General features: G+C 45.4%; 19 protein-coding genes. 7 read left to right on the top strand and 12 right to left on the bottom strand.

Features of this window, described 5'->3' with window-relative positions; all coding sequences use genetic code 11:
* The first annotated feature begins 15 nt into the window (after positions 1-15).
* The gene (degS, locus tag AC3CKG_RS02030; RefSeq protein ID WP_488528745.1) at positions 16-1,080 is read left to right on the top strand and encodes an outer membrane-stress sensor serine endopeptidase DegS; all 1,065 of its coding nucleotides are present in this window, start codon (positions 16-18) and stop codon (positions 1,078-1,080) included.
* A 128-nt stretch (positions 1,081-1,208) separates the two neighbouring features.
* Here degS and parC read toward each other — a convergent pair whose 3' ends face one another.
* The 6 genes from parC to nudF form a co-directional block, all read right to left on the bottom strand.
* Positions 1,209-3,467 (bottom strand): DNA topoisomerase IV subunit A, encoded by a 2,259-nt coding sequence (gene parC / locus AC3CKG_RS02025; RefSeq protein ID WP_488528744.1) that lies wholly within the window; start codon positions 3,465-3,467, stop codon positions 1,209-1,211.
* A 3-nt stretch (positions 3,468-3,470) separates the two neighbouring features.
* Positions 3,471-5,351, bottom strand: coding sequence for a DNA topoisomerase IV subunit B (gene parE, locus AC3CKG_RS02020; protein ID WP_017106834.1), 1,881 nt, complete (start codon positions 5,349-5,351; stop codon positions 3,471-3,473).
* A gap of 239 nt (positions 5,352-5,590) precedes the next feature.
* Complete coding sequence (gene yqiA / locus AC3CKG_RS02015; protein WP_488528743.1) at positions 5,591-6,196, bottom strand: esterase YqiA; 606 nt, start codon at positions 6,194-6,196, stop codon at positions 5,591-5,593.
* Complete coding sequence (cpdA, locus tag AC3CKG_RS02010) at positions 6,196-7,020, bottom strand: 3',5'-cyclic-AMP phosphodiesterase (RefSeq protein ID WP_017106836.1); 825 nt, start codon at positions 7,018-7,020, stop codon at positions 6,196-6,198. Before cpdA ends, yqiA begins: the two co-directional genes overlap by 1 nt.
* 60 nt (positions 7,021-7,080) lie before the next feature.
* Complete coding sequence (locus tag AC3CKG_RS02005; protein ID WP_017106837.1) at positions 7,081-7,521, bottom strand: DUF1249 family protein; 441 nt, start codon at positions 7,519-7,521, stop codon at positions 7,081-7,083.
* A 4-nt stretch (positions 7,522-7,525) separates the two neighbouring features.
* Positions 7,526-8,155: an ADP-ribose diphosphatase gene (gene nudF / locus AC3CKG_RS02000; protein WP_488528742.1), complete on the bottom strand. Its 630-nt coding sequence runs from the start codon at positions 8,153-8,155 to the stop codon at positions 7,526-7,528.
* 227 nt (positions 8,156-8,382) lie between these two features.
* Between nudF and tolC the strand changes: the two genes are divergently transcribed.
* Positions 8,383-9,702: an outer membrane channel protein TolC gene (gene tolC, locus AC3CKG_RS01995; RefSeq protein WP_102384607.1), complete on the top strand. Its 1,320-nt coding sequence runs from the start codon at positions 8,383-8,385 to the stop codon at positions 9,700-9,702.
* A 172-nt stretch (positions 9,703-9,874) separates the two neighbouring features.
* Here tolC and hldE read toward each other — a convergent pair whose 3' ends face one another.
* The 3 genes from hldE to AC3CKG_RS01980 all read right to left on the bottom strand — a co-directional run bounded on the left by hldE (position 9,875) and on the right by AC3CKG_RS01980 (position 15,743).
* On the bottom strand, positions 9,875-11,305 hold the full coding sequence (hldE, locus tag AC3CKG_RS01990) for a bifunctional D-glycero-beta-D-manno-heptose-7-phosphate kinase/D-glycero-beta-D-manno-heptose 1-phosphate adenylyltransferase HldE (RefSeq protein WP_076670657.1): 1,431 nt from the start codon (positions 11,303-11,305) through the stop codon (positions 9,875-9,877).
* Positions 11,306-11,427: 122 nt separating this feature from the next.
* Positions 11,428-14,277, bottom strand: coding sequence for a bifunctional [glutamate--ammonia ligase]-adenylyl-L-tyrosine phosphorylase/[glutamate--ammonia-ligase] adenylyltransferase (gene glnE / locus AC3CKG_RS01985; protein WP_488528741.1), 2,850 nt, complete (start codon positions 14,275-14,277; stop codon positions 11,428-11,430).
* Positions 14,278-14,486: 209 nt separating this feature from the next.
* Positions 14,487-15,743: a methyl-accepting chemotaxis protein gene (locus AC3CKG_RS01980; protein WP_102269509.1), complete on the bottom strand. Its 1,257-nt coding sequence runs from the start codon at positions 15,741-15,743 to the stop codon at positions 14,487-14,489.
* A gap of 97 nt (positions 15,744-15,840) precedes the next feature.
* Between AC3CKG_RS01980 and AC3CKG_RS01975 the strand changes: the two genes are divergently transcribed.
* Complete coding sequence (locus AC3CKG_RS01975) at positions 15,841-16,590, top strand: potassium channel family protein (RefSeq protein WP_102298413.1); 750 nt, start codon at positions 15,841-15,843, stop codon at positions 16,588-16,590.
* 51 nt (positions 16,591-16,641) lie between these two features.
* Here AC3CKG_RS01975 and AC3CKG_RS01970 read toward each other — a convergent pair whose 3' ends face one another.
* Positions 16,642-18,159 (bottom strand): CYTH and CHAD domain-containing protein, encoded by a 1,518-nt coding sequence (locus AC3CKG_RS01970; RefSeq protein ID WP_017109302.1) that lies wholly within the window; start codon positions 18,157-18,159, stop codon positions 16,642-16,644.
* A 207-nt stretch (positions 18,160-18,366) separates the two neighbouring features.
* On the opposite strand from AC3CKG_RS01970, the gene AC3CKG_RS01965 reads away from it, so the two are divergent.
* The 3 genes from AC3CKG_RS01965 (at position 18,367) to AC3CKG_RS01955 (ending at position 21,255) form a co-directional block, all read left to right on the top strand.
* Entirely contained in the window at positions 18,367-19,047 is a 681-nt protein-coding gene (locus tag AC3CKG_RS01965) for a TIGR00153 family protein (RefSeq protein ID WP_029223333.1), read from the top strand.
* Between the two features lie 128 nt (positions 19,048-19,175).
* On the top strand, positions 19,176-20,438 hold the full coding sequence (locus tag AC3CKG_RS01960; RefSeq protein WP_017084749.1) for an inorganic phosphate transporter: 1,263 nt from the start codon (positions 19,176-19,178) through the stop codon (positions 20,436-20,438).
* Between the two features lie 205 nt (positions 20,439-20,643).
* Positions 20,644-21,255 carry a TIGR04211 family SH3 domain-containing protein gene (locus AC3CKG_RS01955; protein ID WP_017080238.1) on the top strand — a complete coding sequence of 204 codons (612 nt, stop codon included), beginning with the start codon at positions 20,644-20,646 and terminating at the stop codon, positions 21,253-21,255.
* Positions 21,256-21,392: 137 nt separating this feature from the next.
* Here the strand turns inward: AC3CKG_RS01955 and AC3CKG_RS01950 are convergent, their stop codons facing one another.
* Together AC3CKG_RS01950 and AC3CKG_RS01945 are read right to left on the bottom strand one after the other, a co-directional pair.
* Positions 21,393-22,310 carry a general secretion pathway protein GspB gene (locus tag AC3CKG_RS01950; protein ID WP_488528740.1) on the bottom strand — a complete coding sequence of 306 codons (918 nt, stop codon included), beginning with the start codon at positions 22,308-22,310 and terminating at the stop codon, positions 21,393-21,395.
* Positions 22,310-23,998, bottom strand: coding sequence for an ExeA family protein (locus AC3CKG_RS01945; RefSeq protein WP_488528739.1), 1,689 nt, complete (start codon positions 23,996-23,998; stop codon positions 22,310-22,312). The genes AC3CKG_RS01950 and AC3CKG_RS01945 overlap by 1 nt, the downstream gene beginning before the upstream one ends.
* A gap of 36 nt (positions 23,999-24,034) precedes the next feature.
* Between AC3CKG_RS01945 and AC3CKG_RS01940 the strand changes: the two genes are divergently transcribed.
* Positions 24,035-25,351 (top strand): multifunctional CCA addition/repair protein, encoded by a 1,317-nt coding sequence (locus AC3CKG_RS01940; protein WP_488528738.1) that lies wholly within the window; start codon positions 24,035-24,037, stop codon positions 25,349-25,351.
* Positions 25,352-25,431: the final 80 nt, after the last annotated feature.

Here is a 25,431-nt window from a genome sequence, read left to right as displayed (position 1 = left end):
GTTGAAGAGGGAAACATGCTGTCCTTTCTATTTCGTTCTATTTCCCTTGGACTCGTTTCAGCGGCGCTTATTCTTCTCGTATTTCCGAGCTTAAGGCCAGCGATTGTTGCTGACGTCACTAGCCCTAAAGTCGATAATATCGGCTCTCTTCAGATTTCATTTAACCAAGCTGTACGCCGCGCGGCACCCGCTGTGGTTAACATTTATAGCCGTAAATACGCTGAAAGCGATCGCAACAAGCTGCTGACTCAAGGTTTGGGTTCAGGGGTGATTGTCAGCGAAAAAGGCTACATCATTACCAATTTCCACGTGGTGGCTCAGGCTGACCAAATTGTAGTTGCCTTACAAGACGGTCGCGTTGCCGCCGCACAATTAGTCGGTTCAGATAAACGCACCGATATTGCGATACTTCGAGTCAGTGGTGACAACTTACCAGTGATTCCATTGAACCAAGATTACACAGCCAATGTGGGCGATGTGGTACTGGCTATCGGCAACCCATACAACCTAGGTCAAACGACGACCTTTGGTATCATCTCGGCAACCGGCCGCTCTTCAATCAGTGCAGATGGTCATCAAGCGTTTATTCAAACCGATGCGGCAATCAATGAAGGTAATTCTGGTGGCGCTCTTGTTAACTCACAAGGCGAGTTAGTCGGCATTAATACCGCTTCTTTCCAACAAGCAACCGATATGGAAACCTACGGTATTTCGTTTGCTATCCCCTACCCACTTGCCAATAAAATCATGCAAAAAATCATCGCTGATGGTCGTGTAATTCGTGGTTACATCGGCATTGATGGACAAGATATTAACTCAGTGACATCACGTTTACTGGGCAATAAGAACATCGGTGGTATTGTAGTATTAGGCATTGATCCGAACGGTCCAGCAGCCGATGCAGGCTTTGAAGCACAAGATATTATTGTCAGCATCAACAACACCCAAGTTAATGGCCGCCAAAGCGTTATGGACATTGTTACCGACCTGCGCCCAGGTACGGTGATCGATGTGGGCATTTTACGCCAAGGTAAAAACAAAACTCTGAAAGTGACGATTGCCGAAGATACACGCTTGTAGGTTTAACATTACCGACGCGATTCAAACCGCCAACGTACACATATAAAAATACAGACACAAAAAACCCAGCTCTCAGGCTGGGTTTTCTTTTATCTAATCATCTTATCTAATCAAGATAACGAACATCTCTATGATTCGCTTGGGTCTTCGATATCGATGCGAGTCACGCGTTGCAAACCTCTTGGCAGTAAACCCCCACGGCGACCACGTTCACCACGGAAGTTCTCAAGATCTGATGGTTTCAAACCAAGTTTACGTTTACCCGCATAGATAGTCAGCGTCGCATTCTCAGGGATAGCCATCAAGTGTGACACAAACTCTTCACGCTCTTTCGCTTTCGCAGAAGGGATGTTGATGATCTTGTTGCCCTTACCTTTGCTAAGCTGCGGCAGGTCTTTAATTGGGAACAACAACATACGACCTTGGTTAGTAATCGCCAAAATCTGATTGCTTTCAAGGTCAGCAATTGGGCTTGGCAGCATCACTTCTGAAGATTGTGGTAAGTTCACCAACGCTTTACCGCTCTTGTTCTTCGACAGTAGATCACTACCCTTACAAACAAAACCGTATCCAGCATCAGAACCAACTAACCATAGCTGCTCATTCTCTCCCATCACCACTTGGCGAATCGAAGTACCCGGACTGACGTTCAGGCGGCCTGTAATTGGCTCACCTTGGCTTCGAGCCGACGGTAATGAATGAGACTCAAGGGAGTAGCTTCGGCCATCACTGCCGAGGAACACCGCTTGTTGGTTACTCTTACCCTTAGCGCTCGCTAAGAATTTATCACCTGATTTGTAGTTCAAGCCTTCAGCGTCAACCTCATGCCCTTTAGCATGACGAATCCAACCTTTCTCAGACAACACAACCGTAATTGGTTCGCTTGGTACTAAGTCACGTTCTGTTAGCGCTTTCGCTTCAGCACGCTCAATCAGTGGTGAACGACGATCATCGCCGTATTTATCTGCATCGGCTTGGACTTCTTTTTTGATCAGCGTATTCAAGCGACGTTCTGAACCTAGTAGCTTTTCAAGCTTCTCACGTTCAGCTTCAAGCTCTTCTTGCTCAGCTCGAATCTTAAACTCTTCTAACTTAGCTAAGTTACGAAGTTTAATATCAAGAATCGCATTGGCTTGAATTTCAGAAATGTTGAAACGGTTCATTAGGACAGGACATGGTTCGTCTTCTGTTCGAATGATTTCAATTACTTCATCGATATTAAGGTAAGCCGCTAGTAAACCTTCTAAGATGTGTAAACGAGCCAACACTTTATCTAGACGGTATTGCAGACGACGGCGAACCGTTGTGCGACGGAACTCAATCCACTCTTTCAGAATCTGAACTAAGCCTTTCACTTGAGGACGGTTGTCTAAACCAATCATGTTCAAGTTAACGCGGAAGTTTTTCTCTAGATCCGTCGAAGCGAATAGGTGACTCATCAATTGGTCACAGTCGATACGATTTGAACGAGGAACGACAACTATACGCGTTGGGTTCTCGTGATCAGATTCATCACGCAGATCGTCAACCATTGGCAGCTTTTTAGCACGCATTTGGTTCGCGATTTGCTCAAGTAACTTCGCACCAGACACTTGATGAGGAAGAGCGGTGATAACAATATCAGAGCCTTCCTTGTGCCATACCGCGCGCATTTTGATGCTCCCGCGGCCAGTACGGTAGATCTTTTCGATGTCCGACTTCGGCGAAATAATCTCAGCCTCTGTCGGGTAATCAGGGCCTTGAATGAAACCCATCACATCTGGAAGTTCAGCTTTCGGCGTATCAATCAAATGAATCGCTGCGTTCGCCACTTCACGGACATTGTGAGGCGGGATGTCAGTCGCCATACCAACCGCAATACCTGTGATGCCGTTAAGCAAGATGTGAGGAAGACGTGCTGGCAACATCTGAGGCTCTTTCATCGTGCCATCAAAGTTTGGTTGCCAATCAACGGTGCCCTGACCTAATTCGCCCAGTAACACTTCTGCGAACTTAGATAACTTAGCTTCGGTATAACGCATCGCCGCGAATGATTTAGGATCATCCGGTGCACCCCAGTTACCTTGACCGTCCACCAATGGGTAACGGTAAGAGAATGGTTGCGCCATCAATACCATGGCTTCGTAACAAGCAGAGTCACCGTGTGGGTGGTACTTACCTAGAACGTCACCAACCGTACGAGCTGATTTTTTATATTTCGATGCAGCAGAAAGCCCCAACTCAGACATCGCATAGATAATACGACGCTGTACGGGCTTCAAGCCATCACCGATATAAGGCAATGCACGATCCATGATCACGTACATTGAGTAATTTAAATAGGCATCTTCGGTGAACTTGCGCATCGGCAATTGTTCAACGCCATCATATGTAATTTCGTTAGACATCCATTATACCTCGGCCATATCACCGTTAGTCTGTAGCCATGAACGGCGATCATCTGCACGTTTCTTACCAAGCAGCATGTCCATCATCTCGTTGGTTGCGTCGTTGTCATCGATAGTCAACTGAACAAGGCGACGAGTGTTTGGATCCATCGTGGTCTCACGTAACTGAAGTGGGTTCATTTCACCCAGACCTTTGAATCGTTGTACGTTGATCTTGGCTTTTTTCTGCGATAGTCGCTCAAGTACACCATCTTTCTCTGCATCATCGAGTGCGTAGAACACTTCTTTACCGCAATCGATACGATACAGAGGAGGCATTGCCACATAGATATGACCCGCTTCAACCAATGCATGGAAGTGGCGAGTAAATAGTGCACATAACAATGTCGCGATATGAAGACCATCCGAGTCCGCATCGGCAAGGATACAGATCTTACCGTAACGTAAACCTGATAAATCATCGTTGTCAGGGTCAATACCCAGAGCAACCGAAATATCATGTACTTCTTGTGAAGCCAGAACTTGGTCGGCAGACACTTCCCATGTGTTGAGAATTTTACCGCGCAGTGGCATTACCGCTTGGAACTCACGATCACGAGCTTGTTTAGCAGAACCGCCCGCCGAGTCCCCTTCCACGAAGAAGATTTCGGTGCGGCTTAAGTCTTGAACTGAACAGTCGGTTAATTTACCCGGCAGTGCTGGACCCGAAGCGATTTTCTTACGTACAACCTTTTTGCTTGCTCGCATACGACGGTGAGCGTTAGCAATACACGCTTCTGCAAGTAATTCTGCTAGCTGAGGCTTTTCATTCAACCACAAGCTAAACGCATCTTTAACCACACCAGAAACAAACGCAGCGGTTTGACGAGAAGATAAGCGCTCTTTGGTTTGACCCGCAAATTGTGGATCTTGCATCTTCACCGATAGAACGTAAGAACAACGGTCAAAGATGTCATCACCCGTTAGCTTAACCCCACGAGGCAACAAGTTACGGAATTCACAGAACTCACGCATCGCATCAAGCAGACCTTGGCGAAGACCGTTTACGTGCGTACCACCTTGTTTAGTTGGTACTAAGTTCACGTAACTCTCGGTGATCATATCACCGCCTTCTGGCTGCCAGATAATAGCCCAGTTCGCCATTTCTGTTTCAGCAACAAACTCGCCAACGTAAGGCTCTTCAGGCAGTAAGGTGTAACCTTTCACACCTTCAGCAAGGTAGTCTTTTAGGCCGTCTTCGTAGTACCACTTATGTTCTTCACCGCCCACTTTATCGATGAAAGTGATTTCTAAACCTGGGCAAAGTACTGCTTTCGCGCGCAGGTTATTGATAAGACGTAAGACCGAAAACTTAGAGCTATCGAAGTATTTAGGATCAGGCCAGAAGTGAACAGATGTACCGCTATTGCGGTGACCACAAGTGCCAGTCACAGTGAGTTCAGTCACTGCATGTCCACCTTCTAAGGCAATTTCGTGCACTTGCCCTTCACGACGAACGGTCACTTCTACACGTTTAGACAGTGCGTTTACTACCGAGATACCTACCCCGTGCAAACCACCTGAAAACTTGTAGTTGTTGTTTGAGAATTTACCGCCTGAGTGGAGCTTAGTTAAAATCAGCTCAACACCCGAGATCCCTTTTTCAGGGTGGATATCAACCGGCATACCACGGCCGTCATCGGTAACTTCTAATGATTGGTCAGCATGAAGCACGACTTTAATTTTCTTAGCGTGTCCCGCTAATGCTTCATCGACCGAGTTATCAATGACTTCTTGGGCAAGGTGGTTCGGCCTTTCTGTCTCTGTATACATACCTGGGCGGTGTCGCACAGGATCGAGACCTTCAAGTACCTCGAGGTCTTTTGCATTATATTGTTCAGTCATAATACGGAGTTTACTCAAAAAGTTTGCGTCAGTTCGCAGGCTCTAGTTTCACTAAAGCAAAATTATTACTATGAACCTTCATAGTAGAGCGAACGAGCGAAGTATTGGGGAATATAGTCTGGAAGCTGAGTAATGATGTCAAGCTAGTTCAAAAACTAAGACATCAAACTATGATATTTCACCATTGATAGATGAAATAACAGGCAAACAAGAGAAAATCACTCTGTTGGTGAAACAGGTTAAAGGTTTAGAAAGGTGACAATTTGTTGTGGGTAGCGCTCAAAATCAACAAAGCTATGATCACCGCCTTCTTCTACTGTTTGTGTTGCACCTTGGTACTTCTCTACCGCTTGTCGGTAATCCAGAACTTCGTCTTCCGTTTGCTGAAGTAACCAGAAGTCACTTGGCTTAGCGAGAGCCGGAACTTCTAATGCCTTCAGTTCATCAATGTGTTTTGTTTCCAACACATATCGTTCATCTGTATATGGGTTTACTTGCTCACCTAAATAATCAGCAAGAAGCTCATACGGCTTCACGGCTGGGTTTACAACCACCGCTTTGAAACCATAGTGACTATTCAGCCATGTTGAAAGATAGCCACCCAAGGAGCTACCGACTAACGCGATCTGATATTGATCTTTATATTGCTCCACCAAGTGCTGCAAATGAAGAGCAGCTTGTTGAGGGAAGCTCGGCAATTGAGGGGTAACCACTTTAATATCCGTACGGTGCTGAGCACAGTAATCCGCCATCACATTCGCTTTGTGAGAACGTGACGAACTGTTAAAGCCGTGAATATAAAGTAGCAGTGATGGCTTACCGGCTTGCTCATTCGAATCAGACATTAGTATCCTCCTGCAGCAAAATCAGGTAGGAATTGCCCATGAGGTAAACGGCGAACTTCTGTCGTAACCGTACCATCTTGGTGCAATTCAATCTCTCGCCAGCCTGGAGATAATGTATCAACAGCAAAGTCGTTCGAGTTTGGTTTGAATTGAACACAAGTCGATGGGGTTGCCATGACTTGTACACCATGATGATTGCGATTCATGTCTTGATGAACGTGACCACAAAGCACCGCTTTCACATTGGTGTGCTGTTGAACCACATCCCAGAACTGCTCAGCATCTTTCAAGTTGTGTTGGTCAAGCCATGCACTACCCACCAGTAAAGGGTGGTGATGCAAAAGAACCAAGGTATTTCTCTCGGGGAACTCTGAGAGTTTTTGTTCCAGCAGATCAAGTTGTTGATCGCTCAAACGTCCATGCGGCACACCAACCACTTGAGAATCCAGCATGACCATCTGCCAGTTATCTCCTAGCAGAACGTGATCAACACACTGTATTTGTGGCGATGGTAATACACTGCCCATATTAGGCTTGAAATCGTGATTCCCTGGCAACCAATAGCATGGTTTCGCCAAAGGCTGAATGCCCGACTCAAACTTTTGGTACGATTCAGCACTGTGGTCCTGCGAAATATCGCCGGTAGCTAAGATCGCTTGATAGTCAAAGTTGTGGCTAACAATGCCATCGACTACAGCACGAAAGCTATCTTGTGTGTTGATGCTTAATAAGCTGCCATTGCTCGGTGCAAATAAATGCGTGTCCGTTAGCTGTACAAGCTTAATACTGCTCTCATCAAATTTTGAAGTGTGTGATAATTCCAAAATAACAAATCCAGATACGTTACTGTTTAGACTTTAAAAGTGTTCTTAAAATAGGCTCAATTAAAAAGGAATTGGCGTACGGCTGATACCAGTTTTTAAACAAAACGTTAACCATTCCCCAAGAAATTTATTCAATTGAAATTTCTCATCCTTTTGCAGAAGCTTAGTGTTGGGATAGTCATATTTCGCTTTGACACGTGAAAAATCCCCGCTAGCGCACACTTCTGCAACTCGAGCGTCGTGATATAGCCTGACAGACATTTTTGGCAAAGGAAACACTGGCATCGCGTCACTCTGACATATATCTATTAATGTGGTGTATTTTGTGACCTCATTCACTGTCAATTGATACACCATATTAACGGCTTGGTAACAGCGAACGTCACCGACCTCATGCCCAACCGGTAACAAAGCGTTAAGTTTGGCATAATTGGTTTCGTAAACTCGCATCAATTCAGCAAGATCAACATGATACGGTTTTTTGACCGCTATATTTGGCATAACGTTAATCTATCCACTCTGACTGTAATTCTTGGTAGTTCAATTGTAGCCACTGCAGCGCAATGATCGTGGCCCCATTTTCAAACACACCCTCTTTTACTAACTGATAAGCCGCCTCGCGACTCATCACTTGCACGCGAATATCTTCACCTTCGTAATCCAATCCGTGTACACCTTTTGCTGTCGTGGCATCAACGCAACCAACAAAGACGTCGAGTCTTTCTGAACAGCCTCCAGATGAAGGGTAATACGAAGTAATCGGTAATACAGATCCGACTTCGACTCCCGCTTCTTCCATTGCCTCACGACGAGCAACATTTTGTGGGGATTCGTCCGTATCAATGATCCCAGCAACAATTTCGTATTGCCATGGGTTCTGATGCTCTAAAGCGCCAACACGGATCTGCTCCACGATCACAACTTCATCACGGACAGGATCGTAAGGTAACAAAGCGGCGGCATGACCACGCTCAAACATTTCACGCTCTACCGGTTGGCTCCAGCCTCCCTCAAACAACCTATGCTTGAATGTGTATTTGACCATTTTGAAAAAACCACGAAACAGCGTCTCTTTTGAGACTATTTCCACATCTTGCGGAGTAAACTCATGTCGTTGATTGTCATACTGTTGCATTTGGTACCTCACTAAGTGATCTTTATAGTTTACTCATTGTCCGAGTTAACTACCAAGGATAAGGTTCAACTTTTTATATAAAATTTATAATTAAAGTTAAGTTTTAAAAAATAAATATTGCACAAGTGGACAGTTAAATGTAAAAAAGTGCAAAGTTTCGAGTAAATTACCACCAAACTGGGTTAAACTCTTTTAAAGAAAATTCCATAAAAGGCAGGAATAGGAAAATGAAAAAACTGCTTCCACTATTTATCAGTGCAGCAATTGGCAGCCTGAGTTCGTCAGCTTTTGCTGATACGCTAGCTGAAGTTTACGACCAAGCAAAACAGAACGATCCACAACTTCTTCGTTCAGCAGCGCAGCGCGATGCCGCTTTTGAAGCAGTAACGTCAAGCCGTAGCTCTTTGTTACCGCAAATCAATCTAACGGCTAACTACGATATTAACCGTGGCGATCGAAGTGATATGAGCAATGACAACAACCAATGGGGTGTTGGCATCGGTTTCAGTCAAGAGCTTTACCAACGTTCTTCTTGGATCACGCTAGACACAGCAGAGAAAACTGCTCGTCAATCTGATTCAGCGTATGCGGCAGAGCAACAAGCTTTGATCCTTCGAGTTGCAACAGCATACTTCGAAGTACTTCGAGCTCAAGATAACCTAGAGTTTGTTCGTGCAGAAAAAGCCGCGGTTGCTCGTCAACTAGAACAAACAAAGCAGCGCTTTGAAGTAGGTCTTTCAGCAATCACCGATGTACATGATGCACAAGCTCAGTACGATGGCGTTTTGGCTGATGAAGTTCTTGCAGAGAACGACTTAGTTAATAGCTACGAAGGTCTACGTGAGATCACAGGTCAGGAACACTCTAACCTAAGCATCCTAGATACTGATCGTTTCTCGGCAAGTAAGTCTTCTGAATCTGCAGCAGCACTTGTTGAACAAGCTGAGCAAAAGAACCTTAGCCTTCTAGCATCACGTATCTCTCAAGACGTAGCAAAAGACAACATCTCTCTAGCAAGCTCTGGTCACCTACCAAGCTTAACGTTAGATGGTAGTTACGGTCTTGCAGAACAGACTGACAGCTCTACCAGTGCAAATGATTACGACTCTGACAACCTAAACATTGGTTTGAACTTAGTTGTACCTCTATACACCGGTGGTAACACAACTTCTTTGACTAAACAGGCTGAATACAACTACGTTGCAGCAAGTGAAGATCTAGAAGCCACTTATCGTAGCGTTGTAAAAGACGTACGTGCATTCAACAACAACATCACAGCTTCGATCGGTGCTCTACGCGCTTACGAACAGTCTGTTGTTTCTGCTCAGTCTGCTCTAGAAGCAACAGAAGCAGGTTTTGATGTGGGTACTCGTACTATCGTTGACGTACTAGATTCAACTCGTCGTCTATACGATGCAAACAAAAACCTTTCAGATGCTCGTTACAACTATATCCTAAGTGTTCTTCAGCTTCGTCAAGCGGTTGGTACACTGAGCGAACAAGACATTGTTGATGTAAACGCAGGTCTAAAAGTAGCAAGTAAGTAATTCTTAAATCCTTATTAAAGACTCTAACCTGAGTCTTTAATCAAGTGACTAGACTAGATTGCAGTTACAAAAATGCCGCTCATTGAGCGGCATTTTTATTAACTATCAAAAGCTAGATTTACAATCTGACTATAAGCTTGAGTCAAAAAGTTTGAGACTAGAAGGCTAAGGGCTAGCCTCGGCCACCTTTAATCGCTTTAATGATTTCAGTCGTAGAGCAACCATCTTCAAAGTTAAGTACTTTAACTTCGCCACCAGCCGCAATCACTTCTTCGCCACCAGCGATCTCTTCGGGTTTGTAATCACCACCTTTCACCAAAATGCTTGGCAATACCTCAGAGATCAAACGTTGAGGCGTATCTTCAGAAAACGGAACAACCCAATCAACCGCGCCTAAACCAGCCAATACTGCCATACGGCGATCGGTTGGGTTCACAGGACGACCCGGGCCTTTCAAGCGTTTCACTGAGTCATCCGTATTAACGGCAACGATCAAACGATCGCCTAACTCAGCCGCATGGTTCATGTAAGAGACATGACCAGCATGCAAGATATCAAAGCAGCCATTGGTCATAACCACTTTCTCGCCTTTCGCTCGAGCACGTTTTACCGCTTCAACTAAGGCTGCTTCAGAGATAACACCGTAATCGGTATCTTGGCTACCATGAATAGCTTCCGCTAACTCAATAGTAGACAGCGTAGATGTTCCCAACTTACCGACAACGACACCTGCCGCTGCGTTCGCTAGTGCACACGCTTCATCCAGTGGCTTACCAGCAGCAACAGACGCAGCCAGTACCGAGATAACGGTATCGCCAGCACCAGTAACGTCATACACTTCTTTCGCTTGAGTCGGCAGGTGGAATGGTGCCTGATCTTTACGAAGTAGAGTCATACCATGTTCGCTGCGCGTTACCAACAAAGCTTCAAAGTCATATTTTTCGATTAAGGCGATGCCTTTCTCGATAAGATCTTCTTCTGACTTAACCTTACCAGCCACCAACTCGAACTCAGCCATGTTTGGCGTAAGTAAAGTCGCACCACGGTAACGCTCTAAATCCGCCCCTTTCGGGTCGATAAATACCGGAACATTCGCCGCACGTGCTTTTTGGATAAAGCTCTGGACGTGCTCAAGTGCACCTTTAGCATAATCAGAGAGGATCACCGAACGTACATTAGGTAGCGCTTGTTCCATGCGAGACAAAACAAGTTCAGGATCCGTGTTCTCAAATTTGTCTTCAAAATCAAGACGAATCAACTGTTGTCCACGGCTCATCACGCGCAATTTAGTGATGGTTGGGTAATCGTCCAACTCAACAAAATCACACTTAACCTTTAATGCACCCAAGGTGTTTTTTAACACCTCAGCAGGTTCATCTTTACCAGTCAAACCAACGACATGAGCGTGACCACCAAGAGATGCAATATTCATTGCTACATTGGCAGCACCACCTGGACGCTCTTCGTTATTTTCTACTTTTACAACGGGTACCGGTGCTTCTGGTGAAATACGGCCAGTTGGGCCATACCAGTAACGATCAAGCATTACGTCACCGACAATAAGAACACCTGATTGACTGTAGTCAGGTAGAATTGGTTTCATTATTGATCTCCAAAAATCAAATCTGGCCAGAGTCTAGCACACTGATTACAGTGGCTAAACCATAGAAAAATCAGCAAACACCTATCACGATAGGTACTGCAATCAGTAAGCATTAGCTAAGGTTAAGCTTCCATCCATTGCTTCCATGCTTGAACAACATGTTCTCTTTCCATTTCAAACTTATCAATCGCCACATCCGCATCGAGGTTGAGTAGATTACGGTGGTGAATTTCATCTCTTAATGTCGTATAGGCATTGGTCAATGCCATACCTTGTTGCTCGTCCATAATACCTTGCGACAACAAGCTTTCAAAGATTCGGACATTGTCGCACCAACGGGTGAGCTTAGGTTTTTCGTTGCTGTATCTCAGCACTAGATATTGAGCCAAGAACTCAATATCAGTAATACCACCCGCATCTTGTTTCAGCATGAATCGATCGGATTTTTTACCGCCTAAATGACCGCGCATTTTTTCACGCATATCGACAACGGACTTTTTGAGTGTTGCCTCATCACGAGCCAAGCACAGAACCTCATGGCGAGTTTTGTTAAATGCCGAAGCCAATAAGTCATCGCCGTAAATCATACGAGCGCGAGTCAAGGCTTGGTGCTCCCACGTCCATGCGTCATTGTGCTGATACTCATCAAACGCATCGGTTGGGCTCACAAGCAAGCCAGATGCGCCTGAAGGTCGTAGGCGAGTATCGACCTCATATAAAATTCCGGAAGCGGTTCTGGTCGAGAAAATATGAATAATGCGCTGTGCCAACCTTAGATAAAACTGGCGTCCATCAATCTCTTTCTTACCATCAGTATAGATGTGTACTGGGCAATCGTGCATGAACACAATATCAAGATCGGAGTTGTAACCCAGCTCCCAGCCACCAACTTTGCCATAACCAACCACCGCAAAACCGCGCCCTTCTCGATCTTTCACATGAGTGGGCTCACCGAACTTAGCCGACACTTGCAGCCATGCTTGATTAATACCCGCCTCAACAATCGCTTCCGCTAAATAGGTCAGGTGATCACTGACCTTCATTACAGGTAAAGCGCCCGCAATATCCGCAGCAGCAATTCTCAAGATACAAGTCTGCTTAAACTGACGCAGACCTTCCATCTGCTGCTCCATATCATCTTCAGGAATGCGAGCAAGATAGTCACGCAACTCTGTTTTGTAGGACTCTAATGGCACAGGATTATAGAGTTGTTGAGGGTCGATAAGTTCATCTAAAAGAATAGGATAACGACCAAGCTGCTCCGAAATCATCGGGCTGGCAGTACATAGACGAACTAACTGAGTCAGAGCCGCGGGGTGTTCATCAAGCAGCTCTAGATACGTGGTTCGAGTCACTATTTTTTGCAGCAGGTGCAATACTCTAGATAAACCAAACTCGGCATCCTTCGCGGTATACAATGCTTGGAAGACTTTAGGCATTAAACGATTGAGCACTTCACGTCCGCGTGGGCCAAGCGTCTTTTTAGCCAAGTCAGCTTTAAACTGGATAATCGTTTTTGCTGCTTCTGCAGGGCTAGCGATTGCAATATCGTGTTCTAGCACTTGCTCAATCACATCCGACTTATGAGCCATATCCCACAACTCACTAAAGTGACTCGCAATTGGGTTCGCGTCTTCTTCATCAACCCCAATCAAATCTTCAAATACCGTGTGCACGTTCGCCATGTGCGCACGAGTCGCATCAATCAAACCACCCCAATCGGCAAATTGCATTGCTATAGCGAGCTGTAGCTGCTCTTGCTCGTTGTCAGGTAAGGTTTGAGTCTGCTTGTCACCCATCGCTTGCAACAGGTTCTCAAGGCGGCGCAGAAACAGATAGGCATCACGCAAGTGGCCTACCTCTTCACTCTCAAGTAAATTCAGATCGTCAATCGCACTTAGCGTTTCAAGTAGACCTCGCCCGCGAAGGCTCGGTTCACGTCCCCCACGAATCAATTGGAAGACTTGAGCAATAAACTCCACTTCACGGATACCACCAGAACCAAGCTTGATGTTATTCGATAAGCCACGACGACGAACCTCACTGCCAATCATCGACTTCATGCGTCTTAACGATTGAATAGCACTGAAGTCGATGTAACGACGGAACACGAATGGACGTAGCATCTGGCGAAGTTCTTGGTACTGCGGATACATTTCACAGCCCATGACTCGCGCCTTAACCATCGCGTAGCGTTCCCAGTCACGGCCTTGCTCTTGGTAGTAATCTTCCAGCGCAGCATAACTCATCACCAATGGGCCGCTCTCTCCGAATGGACGCAAACGCATGTCGACGCGATAACAGAACCCATCAAACGTTTGTTGATCGAGCGCCTTGATAATACGCTGCCCTAAGCGAGTGAAAAACTGGGCGTTGGCGATACTTCGTCGCGCGCCTTGTGTTTCACCATTTTCAGGGTAAGTGAAAATCAGGTCGATATCCGAAGAGAAGTTAAGTTCTCCGCCACCCAATTTCCCCATACCAATGATCAACATAGGCTGCGCTTCACCTTGTTCATTGCAAGGAGTGCCCCACTCTTTACAGCAAATATCGTATTGCCATTGGTAGGTCTCGAAGATCATCGCCTCAGCCAACATCGATAAGTGGCTTAAGCTCTGCTCAAGTTGCCAAGAGCCCATAAAGTCACGCCAAGCAATGTAGGTCATTTCTCGGTTGCGGAATTGGCGCAACACTCGTTGGCCACTCATTTCATCAGCACAACCAGAAAGAAGCTCTGCTAATCGCTCACGATACCCTTGAGCACGTTCATCGCACTTAAGCATGTCCGGTAAAGCGCTCGATAAAACCGAATCACGCTGCAGGCATTCACCAATGAAGCAGCTCAGGCCTAATACATACTTAAGATCGTCAACAAGTGGCTTAGGCCACGCATTAATGGCTTCACTCTGATGTTCTAGTAAATGCTCAAAAGCAGACTGCGAATGAGTGACGAGCTGAGGAGGCAATGGCATGTTTCTTCCTTGTGTAAGCTATGCGACGAACGTTCGGGTTATCGGTTCTAGTCTTCAATAGTGAGTTTTAAAACTAAAGATCAGTTATACCAAAGTTACGCCAATAAAAAACGCCCACATTAGCAATGTGGGCGTTTTATCTGTGAACTTATTGAGTTAGGCCGATGTCTCTATGAATAAGTCTTTGGGAATAAGACAAAGGCCAAGGATTAAACCTTAAACTGCTTAATCTTACCGTCGAGTTCTTGCGCGTTGCTTTCCATAAGCTGAGAAGTCTCAAGAAGCTCACCAACCACCACGACAGACGCTTCGACAAGCTCACGAACATTGGTCAGGTTGACGCTCATCTCTTCAGCCACACTGCTCTGTTGACCCGCAGCTGTTGCGATTTGGAAGTTCATGTCATTAATTTGGTTTACTTGGCTCACGATACCGTCAAGTTCAGAGCCGGCGTTAGTCACTAGATCAACACCTTCAGCCGCCTCTACAACACTCTTCTCCATCAGCTCTACCGCAGAGTTTGCACTGCTTTGTAGGTGGCTGATCATATCTTGAATCTCGACTGTCGCTTGTTGTGTGCGCTGTGCAAGGTTACGAACCTCATCAGCCACCACGGCAAAACCACGACCCGCTTCACCTGCACGCGCCGCTTCAATCGCTGCGTTTAGTGCTAATAGGTTTGTTTGCTCTGAAATGCCTTGGATAGTACCAACAACGCTGCCGATTGAATCAACGCGCTCTTCGACTTGGTTTACCGCCGCTGCAGAGGCTGCGATGTCGGAAGACAACTCGCTCATCTTAGAAACGGATCCTTGAACGAACTTCTGACCGGTCAATGCTTGGCCTGATGCTTGTTCTGTCAATGAAGACGCACTTTGTGCATGCTCAGCGACAGTTTGTACGGTAGAAGTCATTTCGCTCATTGCTGTTGCTAGCTGGTCGATTTCGTTGAACTCTTCTTGAGCCGAGTCTTTGGTTTCTGACATGCTGATTGTCATCACTTCCGTCAGAGCAAATAGCTCATCTGAAGACGCAACCTGAGCTTTAACCATGTCATGCAGCTGAACCCGAGTTTTCTCAAGCTCACGTGCCACGTCGCCGTATTCATCTTTACAATCCATATGAATTGGCACTGACAGATTCTTGTCTGCCATGGTTTTGATTGCATCATTTAGGTATTGAGTTTGGCGCAACATAACGCGCGCCGCAGCCAATAGAAGAACCACAAATACAATGATCATTAAGGCTGTTTGCCAAGCCACTTGAACTAGGTAAGTCTCGTAATGCTGCTGTGCAACTTGAGCATTGTTCGTTACTGCAAGTAATGAATCGTAAAACGTGCTCGCGTCCCATAGCTGCTTCGAAATGATCAAAATCGTGCTGAATATCATCAACATGATCATTTTTGGAACGAGACGAACGTCAGAGATTACCCTTTCCCACGGCTTGAATGACAGTTTAGTCATTGTCAGTTCTCCATTAACTCTTATATATTGATGGCTTCTATATCCGCGAGATGGCTATGTCAGTCAAAGTTCGCGATTTATTTTGAGCCTCGTATGAATGTTAAATAGTATCAAAGACACAACCAAGCCGATGAGCTTATTATCACTGATTCTCTCTTTCTTAGCGCTATTTGTGATCTCAGGCTTATTGTTTGCACCGATTGATAAAGAATCGAAACAAGTCCTTATCGGCCTCGATTTTATAATCTGTAGTGTTTTTCTTTTTCAGCTCACGATTGATCTATTCAGATCACAAAACAAGAAAGAATACCTAAAAGTACACTGGATCGATTTCTTAGCAAGCATCCCGATGGTCGAGCCGCTCCGTTTCGCTCGCATTTTTCAGATCTTGCGTGTAATTCTGGTTTTGCGCTCGGGTAAACGTGTTTTCAGAGAGCTATTTCGCAATCGAAAAGAGACCACTCTCGCTTCGATCATTCTGCTTCTGGTCATTCTCTTAACCATAGGGGCAGGAACAATACTTCTGTTAGAGCACAAAGACCCTAATGCCAACATTACCACTGGCCAAGATGCTTTATGGTGGGCTTTCGTTACCATCAGTACTGTGGGCTATGGCGACCACTATCCAGTGACAAGCTCAGGGAAATTGGTGGCGTCTTTGGTTATTATTTGCGGCGTGGGGGTGTTCGGTATGATTTCAGGCTTGATTACTTCTTTGATCACCTCTCCCACTCATCATGAGAATCAAAGGGCTGAAAACAAAGAGAAGCATCTTGAAAAGATCATAGAGCAGCAACAACAAATCCTCGAACGACTAGAGAAGCTTGAGCAACAAACAAAAAAATAGGGCCGAGGCCCTATTTAGAAATTCATACTTATTTTGGTACAGATGTTGAGTTTAGTCTTGCCAGTATGGCTCAACTTCGACACTGATTTGACGCGTCTGCTCCATCGCATGCAGGATAGACACCTCTTGACGAGCCAACCAACGCTCTAGCTGAACCTTCTCATCGCCTTCTAACTTCTCAGTTAACGGCTCTAATGTTTTCAGTGCTAGTAGGTCATCAATGCCTTGCACCATATCCGCCCATGGCAAGCGGAAGCTGTTTCGTTCAACGTCATCATACAAGCTCGCGAAACCAACACCAGAATACAGATTACGCATCAAACGGTATTGCTGCTCAATATACGCTTGGCTGGTCATCACTCGCTCTGGCGGGAAGGCTTCCATTAAGTCTGCCCATGTACGATCGAGTTGCTGCACCGAAAACCATTCGATACCACGACCCATTTGCTCACGCGCTTTCTCATCTAAGAAAGGTTGCCAGCCACGAGACAAGATCCAACGGCTTAGGTCTAGTAGTAACCCGGTATAACGAGCAGAGCTAAGCAAAGTCAGCAATTCTTCGCGATCTGGCAGTTGCTCTTGCATCTCTTTGAGTTCAGCGACTAAGAACTTACGTGCATCGAGCTTACGCAGCACGTGGCCTTTATCTTCGAGCAAATCTTCGAAGTGGTCATAGCTTTTCAGCCAGTCGAGCTCTTGCTCAAGCCACTTCAACTCTTGACGTAAAATAGCACTCGCGCGCCTTGGCACGATGCCACCATAAATAGTGAAGGTTTGACGGATAAAACTCAGCGAGTGACTGATCTCATGCAGCGCTTCAATTGATTGGCGCTCGGTGAAGATCTGCTCGTGATAATGCCAATGAGCGAGAGCATGCTCTAAAGATTGAATGAAACACGATTCAACAGTATCACTTTTGTCAGTATCAACTAATGTCAAAGGAGTGACTTCATCTCCTTGATAACCTTGAGCAAGACGATAACCCTTAGCCGCTTTGCTAAGATTGCCTAAACGCATGCCGCCTTGCTCGCAAAATTGACGAGACAATGTAAACAGAGCATCGGTTTGACCTGATTTGAGTTCTAATTCGACTTCGCAAATCGGTTCTTGTAGACCACCAGATTCGACAAAACCTTGGTCAAATGCCACTTCAACTTGGCTGCCATCAGGCATACCCACCAGCCATTGCTCACGAGTAAAGTTGGTAGAGAACAAAGGCGTCAGCTCTGCTTGTAAGGTTTCAATGTCCTTACCTTCTGGCCAAATATCCTCAGGATGTAAGGATAACTTAGGCTCATTGCTGTCGTGTTCTGCGTTGTATTCTGGTCTTTGATGCAGGCCAGCAACCACACGACCTGCGGTCTTAACGGTTTGTACAAACACGTCATCAAAACGTCGAATGCGCAAGCCTGTATCGTGCTTGCGTAGCCAGTTGTCAGGAGTGTCAAAGTAGATGTTACCTAGCTCGCGACAACTGTGCTGAAGTACTTTAGTTTCAGCAATTTTATTGCGTAAAGTCTCTGAAAAATCAGGAGAAACAAAAAACTTCAGTTCTATCTCGGTTTCCATAGTTATACCTTTCTGTGAAGATAGGGACAGGATATTGCCAATTTGAAAACTCAGCAAGTCAGAAATATCGCCCTTATGATGATCTAAAACAGTTTTAATGAGACATTGATTAGGTTAACATGCGCGACTTTGTAGCCATCGCTTAACATTTCACCATGAATATGGTGTATGTTGTTTTAAGGTTATTATTTATTAGGTTGGATGACCATGCCAGTAAATACAATTATGGGGTTATTTGCAAAGTCCCCAATTAAACCTTTGCAGCGTCACGTAGTATGCGTGAACGAATGTTGTTCTCACCTAGTTAATTTCTTTGAAGTTTCTTCAAAGGGTGACTGGGAGAAAGCTTCTGAAATTCGAGCTCAGATTTCTCACCTTGAGAAAGAAGCTGACGTACTAAAACGTGAAATTCGCCTTAAACTTCCTCGCGGTTTGTTTATGCCAGTTGATCGCACCGACATGTTGGAGCTTTTAACTCAACAAGACAAACTCGCAAACCTAGCGAAAGACATTGCTGGCCGTGTATATGGTCGTCAACTTGTCATTCCTGCTCCAATGCAACAGAACTTCATCGCTTACGTTAAACGTTGTCTAGATGCAGCGAACCAAGCACAAAACGTAATCAATGAATTAGACGAATTGCTTGAAACGGGCTTTAAAGGCCGTGAAGTAACACTCGTTGCTGAAATGATTCATCAATTAGATGTAATTGAAGATGACACGGACGCGATGCAGATCGAACTACGCCAACAACTTATGGCGATAGAGAAAGATCTGAATCCAGTTGACATCATGTTCTTGTACAAGATTCTTGAATGGGTTGGTGGTATTGCAGATCAAGCACAGCGTGTTGGCGCTCGTCTTGAAGTAATGCTTTCTCGATCTTAAATCATACGTTAACCATATAACGAAGAGCACTTTTTAACCAAACCACTTATGCGCTGAGTATTTCTCTCGCTGAGCGGTTTTTTGCGTCTAAATTTGTTCCGCTTGTTATCAAACAACTAGGTATTACGATGGATATCCTTGCTAACTACGGCACTGTCCTGATTATTGTTGCAGCAGCTTTCGGTTTCTTGATGGCTATTGGTATTGGTGCAAATGACGTTGCGAATGCAATGGGCACTTCAGTAGGCTCTAAAGCTCTAACCGTTAAACAAGCGATCATTATCGCAATGATCTTTGAATTCGCAGGTGCTTATCTTGCGGGCGGCGAAGTAACAGACACGATCCGTAAAGGTGTTATCGAAACGTCTCTATTCGCTCATCAACCTGACGTACTTGTGTACGGCATGATGTCTGCACTACTAGCTGCTGGTACATGGTTGCTTCTAGCATCATACATGGGCTGGCCAGTATCAACGACTCACTCAATCATCGGTGCAATCATCGGTTTTGCTTGTGTGTCTGTAGGTACAGAAGCCGTAGACTGGAACAGCGTTCAAGGTATTGTGGGTAGTTGGATTGTCACACCGTTGATTTCCGGCATCTTCGCCTATCTCATTTTTGTAAGTGCCCAACGACTGATATTCGATACAGAAAATCCGTTGTTTAACGCTAAGCGTTTTGTACCTGTGTACATGTTCATTACGACAATGGTCATTGCACTTGTAACGATCAAGAAAGGTCTTAAGCACGTTGGTCTTCACCTAAGCGGCACTGAAGCATGGTTATGGGCAGCAGGTGTTTCTGCTCTAGTCATGATTGGCGGTTACTTATACATTCAAAAGAAATTTGCTAATCGCGAAGAAGACCATGGCTTTGCAGGCGTTGAAGGTATCTTCAGCGTACTTATGGTTATCACAGCTTGTGCAATGGCATTTGCACACGGTTCAAACGACGTAGCTAACGCGATTGGTCCACTGTCTGCTGTTGTTTCAACGGTTGAGCACATGGGTGAAATCTCAGGTAAGAGCACTATCGCATGGTGGATTCTTCCACTAGGTGGTATTGGTATCGTTGTTGGTCTTGCTACCATGGGTCATAAAGTAATGGCGACTGTGGGTACTGGTATTACAGAACTAACACCTAGCCGTGGTTTCGCAGCTCAGCTTGCAACTGCGTGTACCGTTGTTCTTGCTTCTGGTACTGGCCTTCCAATCTCAACCACACAAACATTGGTTGGTGCGGTATTGGGTGTGGGCTTTGCTCGCGGTATCGCAGCTCTGAACCTAGGCGTTGTGCGTAACATCGTTGCTTCTTGGATTGTAACGCTACCTGCTGGTGCACTACTTGCAGTTGTGTTCTTCTACGCAATTCAGGCTATGTTTACAATGTAATAGCCTTGACGTTAGTAAATATTAGCGTCAGAAAACGGTGAGCTTCGGTAACGATATGTAAATACCATGTCATTATTGACTCAAACGCACAGAAAGGGAGGCTTTGCCTCCCTTCTTTGTTGCACCGCATAAAGAAACTAAATATTATTTGCTCATTGAGGCTGACTCATACGCCTACCCAATTTGAATCGTTAAGGGATTTACTGTGAAAAAACTGATTAGCTTAGTTTTGCTCGCAATGCTTGCGGCTCCAGCTGCCTTTGCACAAGACCGTTATATTGCTGACAAACTATTTACTTATATGCATTCTGGCCCAAACAACACATTCCGTATCATCGGTAGTGTTGATGCTGGTGAAAAGATTACTTACCTACAAACTAACAAGAGCACGGGTTACACCCAGGTTCAAGATAACCGCGGCCGTAAAGGCTGGGTAGAAAGTAAGTTTGTAAGCACTCAAGAAAGCATGGCTCTGCGCATGCCTAAGCTAGAAAAAGAACTGACTGACGTAAAAGGCAAGCTTGCAAATGCTCGCCAAAGTGCAGACAGCGAGAAAGCTGGCCTAGCGAGCTCTCTAGACTCTCGTAACAAGCAAATTGCTGAACTTGAGCAAAACTACAGCGAGATTAGCCAGCAGCTAACGAGCTCTCAAACAGAGAACCGTGAGCTACGCGCTAAGCTAGACACACAAAAAGATGATCTATTGCTGAAGTACTTCATGTACGGTGGCGGTGTTGCTGGTATTGGTCTACTTCTTGGACTTATCCTGCCACACATTATGCCTCGTCGCAGAAAGTCACCAAACGGCTGGTCGTAAGCTGATCGTTTTATCTGCTCAGCCTACCTTGCGCTAAACAGAATAAATTCAGTATCGAATATCAAAAAGGAGCACCTCGGTGCTCCTTTTTATTTGTCTTGGTTTTATATTCAAGTCAATGCGCTAATCCCTATTAATTAGCCTTTCCACTCGTATAGAGCCGGGATTTCTATCTTCTGATGATTAAACTCAATGATCACCGATTGTGGTTTAATCTCTAACAACTGAATGTCTTGTCCAATCCAATCTCCCTGCGCCACCTCATGACCGTTCACTTTGACCCAACGTTTCGTTTCACTACTCGAGTACATATGAGTTTGTAAATCTAGCTTTGGCAGTACTCCAGACAAACTACTGCCATGAGACTCTAACTCGATGACCGGAGATTCCATGCTTTCAGCGGGTCTAGAATCCATTGGCTCAGGAGCGCTTTGTTGGTCACCCATAATAGATTCAAGCTTCAATGCTAAATCAGGTGGTAACTCACTGAGGTCTAGCCCTTGCAGTAAATCACTGTTCGATTGCAACTCATTACTGCGCTCAGGTGAGCTTGACTGTGGCAATGAAGGTTCGAAGCTCTCTGTACTTGGCTCAGAATTTGACTCTGGATTTGGCTCAGAAACATCAGTTCGTGCAAACATGACGTTCGAGTCATTCATATCAGCGGCATTGCTGATATTCACTTGGGCGTACACCTCTTTGCGCGGCAATACTTTTAATTCGTTATGTGTGGGTGCTGTACGAATCAAAAATGGCGACTCATCTTGCGTAACTGCCACTGTTTCATTCGTTACTGACGCCTTTGAAGCGGTCGCTTTATCTTCAGACTTAAGAGGCATTGTCTCCGTCGACTGGCTGAGCGCTTGAGCAGAAGAAGTATAAGACTGATAAGCCAGCGCCCCACCGACCAGCAAAGAAGGGACTAATAGTAGAAGAAGCCCCATAGCGAGCGATGAACCTTTCTTTTTACTGATAGCCACAGCAGAATTTGGGACATGATGGCTTTGATAGCCTCTAAGCTCCGATTGTTTGAGCTCTTGCATAATGCGCGACATTAGCTGGCTCCTCCGTCGAGTGACATCAGCTTAGGTGAATCCAGTTGAGCTAACCTTTGCAATCTTGCCAATGTACGTTTGCCCGCAATACCGTCCACAGACATCCCCTGCCAAGTTTGAAAGGCTTCGACTTTCATTTTCAATTCATTATCAAACACATCATTTCCTGAAACGACTTCACCTAACACTTCAGACAACAGTAAATCCAATAATGTTACGGCTTCGCCTTGATAACCCTCTTTTAGGGTTTCTCTCAGTGGTTGTTTCCAAATAGCGACATAATCGCCTTGCCACACTTGTTCTAACGAGCGTTTAGGCAACACCAACAACTTATCGTTAATGAGTAATTCAACCGAGTCGTCAGACTCCCCATAAAGCACAGCGAATACAGGCTCTTGATCGAGTTCAAGGTTGAGAACCACAGGTACCCCAAGCTCCAACAGATCAGCTAGGTTGGTCTGTTGTTGCTCACACACGAACACGCTTTGAGGTTCACTTAAACACAAACCATCACGCAAAGAAGACTGATACCCCCATAAGGTATAAAGATCTTTAATCGCAAGAGAACGGTTAGTCCCTTGCATTAAATGCTGTTGAATATCTTGTGGTAGTGCAAACTTTGAAGGCTTCGGCTCTGCTGCTAAGTTAGCCTCTGCCGCTAACTTAGCCGTATCTGCCACCAATGAGCGCTGTGCATGTGCCAGCACTTCAGTTTTAACTTCGCTTGAAGTGTTAGCTGATATCCATGAATCTATGTATGACGGGGCGAAATTAAAAGTAGTAAAGGCTAAGCCAATGCTTAACGTCGCTAAACCAGCATATTTGAGTAGCTTTGGTGCCACGGTAACTGCGTGCTGTTTTTCAACATGATATACATCGGCCTGAAAGGCCATGATCTGCTGGCACGCTCGGTTGACCGTTTCATTGGAGGGCGCTTGCTCACCATCATGAAAAGCTAGCTGTAGAGCCTTATCACACACCAAATTGATAAGTCTCGGAATACCATGAGTATATTGGGCAATCAGCTTGATAGAACGATTCGAAAACAACATCTGCTCGCCACCCGCCGTTTCCAAGCGAAACGCGATGTACTTGCCAGTCTCTTCAGTATTAAGAGGCAGTAAGTGATAACGACCTGTAATGCGCTGCGCTAACTGGCGCAATTGTGTTGTTTGTAGGTGTTGTTGTAATTCAGGCTGGCCAACCAACAGTACTTTTAACAGTTTACGGCTGTCGGTTTCCAAATTGGTTAGAAGGCGTAGCTGCTCCAATACGTCAGCAGCAAGGTGTTGTGCCTCATCGATAACCAATAAGGTTTGAATCCCTTCTGCATGGCTATCCAACAGAAAATAATGAATCGCTTGGCTGAGCTGTTTGAGCGATGCTTGTTCAGGGTATTCCACCTCGAACTCATCACAAATAGCTTCTAGTAAATCCGTATTGGAAAACGTAGGGTTGAGTATAAGGCCAGCTTGAGTCTGATTATCGAGTGATGACAACATCGCTTTGGCGACCGTTGTTTTTCCTGTACCTACTTCACCAGTAAGCATCGCAAAGCCCCCACCCTCGCCTAAACCTGCTTGTAGGTTTTGCATCGCTTCTTGATGACGCTGACTCAAAAACAAATAGCGAGAATTTGGTACAATCGAAAATGGCATCTCAACGAAGCCAAAATATTCCTTATACATGTGCTGCCCTATAATTACGATTAATGGAAAGTACCATTGCTCGCAGTAAAGTCCAGCAGTGATAAAACATTTCGAGGTGATAAGTTGCAAATATACGATAGCCTACCAAAAGACAATGGGCTACAGCGCTATCTAGTCGGTGGAGCGGTACGCGATAAGCTGCTCAATATTGACAGTTATGATAGAGATTGGGTCGTGGTAGGAAGTACCCCTCAAGAAATGGAAAGCCTTGGCTTTACTGCTGTCGGGAAAGATTTCCCTGTATTCTTACACCCAAAAACCAAAGAAGAGCACGCACTGGCTCGCACCGAAAGAAAGTCAGGTTCGGGTTATACAGGTTTCGAGTGTTACTTTGCACCAGATGTGAGTTTGGAAGAAGATCTCATGCGCCGCGATCTAACGATCAACGCCATCGCTCAAGATGACAAAGGCGAGCTTTACGATCCATACCATGGCCAAAAAGATCTCTCTGATCGTATTCTAAGGCACGTCTCGGATGCCTTTGTTGAAGATCCTCTTCGTGTGCTGCGTGTTGCTCGCTTCGCCGCTAAGCTTCATCACCTTAACTTTACGGTTGCACCTGAAACCATGGATATGATGAGTGAGATAGTGCAATCTGGAGAACTGGCACACCTCACTGCCGAACGAGTTTGGCAGGAGTGGCATAAATCTCTTAGTACTCCGCACCCTGAAGTGTTCCTTTCTGTACTGAAAGAATGCGGTGCATTGGCTGTTGTGTTGCCTGAAATTGACGCTCTGTTTGGTGTGCCTCAACCTGAAAAATGGCACCCTGAAATCGACACGGGCATTCACACGCTGATGGTTGCTCAGCAAGCTGCGCTATTAAGCTCATCATTACCAGTACGTTTTGCAGCTCAAGTACATGATTTAGGTAAAGGCGTCACGCCAGAAAGTGAGTGGCCAAGCCACAAGATGCATTGCCATACAGGCTTAAAAATCATTAAGAAGCTGTGTGAAAGAGTCAGAGTGCCCAATGAATTCAGAGACCTTGCGTTGTTAGTGTGTGAGCAGCATTCTAATATCCATCGTGCAGGCGAGCTAAAGCCAACCACCTTTCTCAAGGTTCTCAACAAGTTCGATGTATGGCGTAAGCCAGATAGACTCGACGATATACTGCTTTGCTGCCAAGCCGATCATGCTGGCCGTAAAGGGTTAGAAGATCAGCCTTACCCTCAGAAAGCGCATTTTGAAGTGGCTTACCAAGCAGCTCTTCAAGTCGAAGTGAAATCGATTATTGCTGATGGTTTTCAAGGTAAAGATATTCGAGAAGAACAAGAGAAGCGCAGAGCTGCCGCAATTGAGAGCGCCCTATTAGAACTCGCAGATAATTAATCGCCAAAGCGCTGATTCTCCGGTATTAAAAAACCCGCTACTAGGCGGGTTTTTCCGTTTCAATCTGTAGGACGAAACAT

It is taken from the genome of Vibrio sp. QJM3NY_15 (assembly GCF_057785995.1).
This window is presented reverse-complemented; position numbering and strand designations above follow the sequence as displayed.

What these genes read in the sequence shown, in the direction of transcription:
- AC3CKG_RS01975 (WP_102298413.1), top strand. Translation starts at nt 15,841, where the DNA reads ATGTTAAATAGTATCAAAGACACAACCAAGCCGATGAGCTTATTATCA.
- AC3CKG_RS01980 (WP_102269509.1), bottom strand. Translation starts at nt 15,743, where the DNA reads ATGACTAAACTGTCATTCAAGCCGTGGGAAAGGGTAATCTCTGACGTT.
- hldE (WP_076670657.1), bottom strand. Translation starts at nt 11,305, where the DNA reads ATGAAACCAATTCTACCTGACTACAGTCAATCAGGTGTTCTTATTGTC.
- AC3CKG_RS01970 (WP_017109302.1), bottom strand. Translation starts at nt 18,159, where the DNA reads ATGGAAACCGAGATAGAACTGAAGTTTTTTGTTTCTCCTGATTTTTCA.
- parE (WP_017106834.1), bottom strand. Translation starts at nt 5,351, where the DNA reads ATGACTGAACAATATAATGCAAAAGACCTCGAGGTACTTGAAGGTCTC.
- yqiA (WP_488528743.1), bottom strand. Translation starts at nt 6,196, where the DNA reads ATGTCTGATTCGAATGAGCAAGCCGGTAAGCCATCACTGCTACTTTAT.
- tolC (WP_102384607.1), top strand. Translation starts at nt 8,383, where the DNA reads ATGAAAAAACTGCTTCCACTATTTATCAGTGCAGCAATTGGCAGCCTG.
- AC3CKG_RS01945 (WP_488528739.1), bottom strand. Translation starts at nt 23,998, where the DNA reads ATGTATAAGGAATATTTTGGCTTCGTTGAGATGCCATTTTCGATTGTA.
- AC3CKG_RS01950 (WP_488528740.1), bottom strand. Translation starts at nt 22,310, where the DNA reads ATGTCGCGCATTATGCAAGAGCTCAAACAATCGGAGCTTAGAGGCTAT.
- AC3CKG_RS01960 (WP_017084749.1), top strand. Translation starts at nt 19,176, where the DNA reads ATGGATATCCTTGCTAACTACGGCACTGTCCTGATTATTGTTGCAGCA.
- glnE (WP_488528741.1), bottom strand. Translation starts at nt 14,277, where the DNA reads ATGCCATTGCCTCCTCAGCTCGTCACTCATTCGCAGTCTGCTTTTGAG.
- nudF (WP_488528742.1), bottom strand. Translation starts at nt 8,155, where the DNA reads ATGCAACAGTATGACAATCAACGACATGAGTTTACTCCGCAAGATGTG.
- parC (WP_488528744.1), bottom strand. Translation starts at nt 3,467, where the DNA reads ATGTCTAACGAAATTACATATGATGGCGTTGAACAATTGCCGATGCGC.
- AC3CKG_RS02005 (WP_017106837.1), bottom strand. Translation starts at nt 7,521, where the DNA reads ATGCCAAATATAGCGGTCAAAAAACCGTATCATGTTGATCTTGCTGAA.
- degS (WP_488528745.1), top strand. Translation starts at nt 16, where the DNA reads ATGCTGTCCTTTCTATTTCGTTCTATTTCCCTTGGACTCGTTTCAGCG.
- AC3CKG_RS01965 (WP_029223333.1), top strand. Translation starts at nt 18,367, where the DNA reads ATGCCAGTAAATACAATTATGGGGTTATTTGCAAAGTCCCCAATTAAA.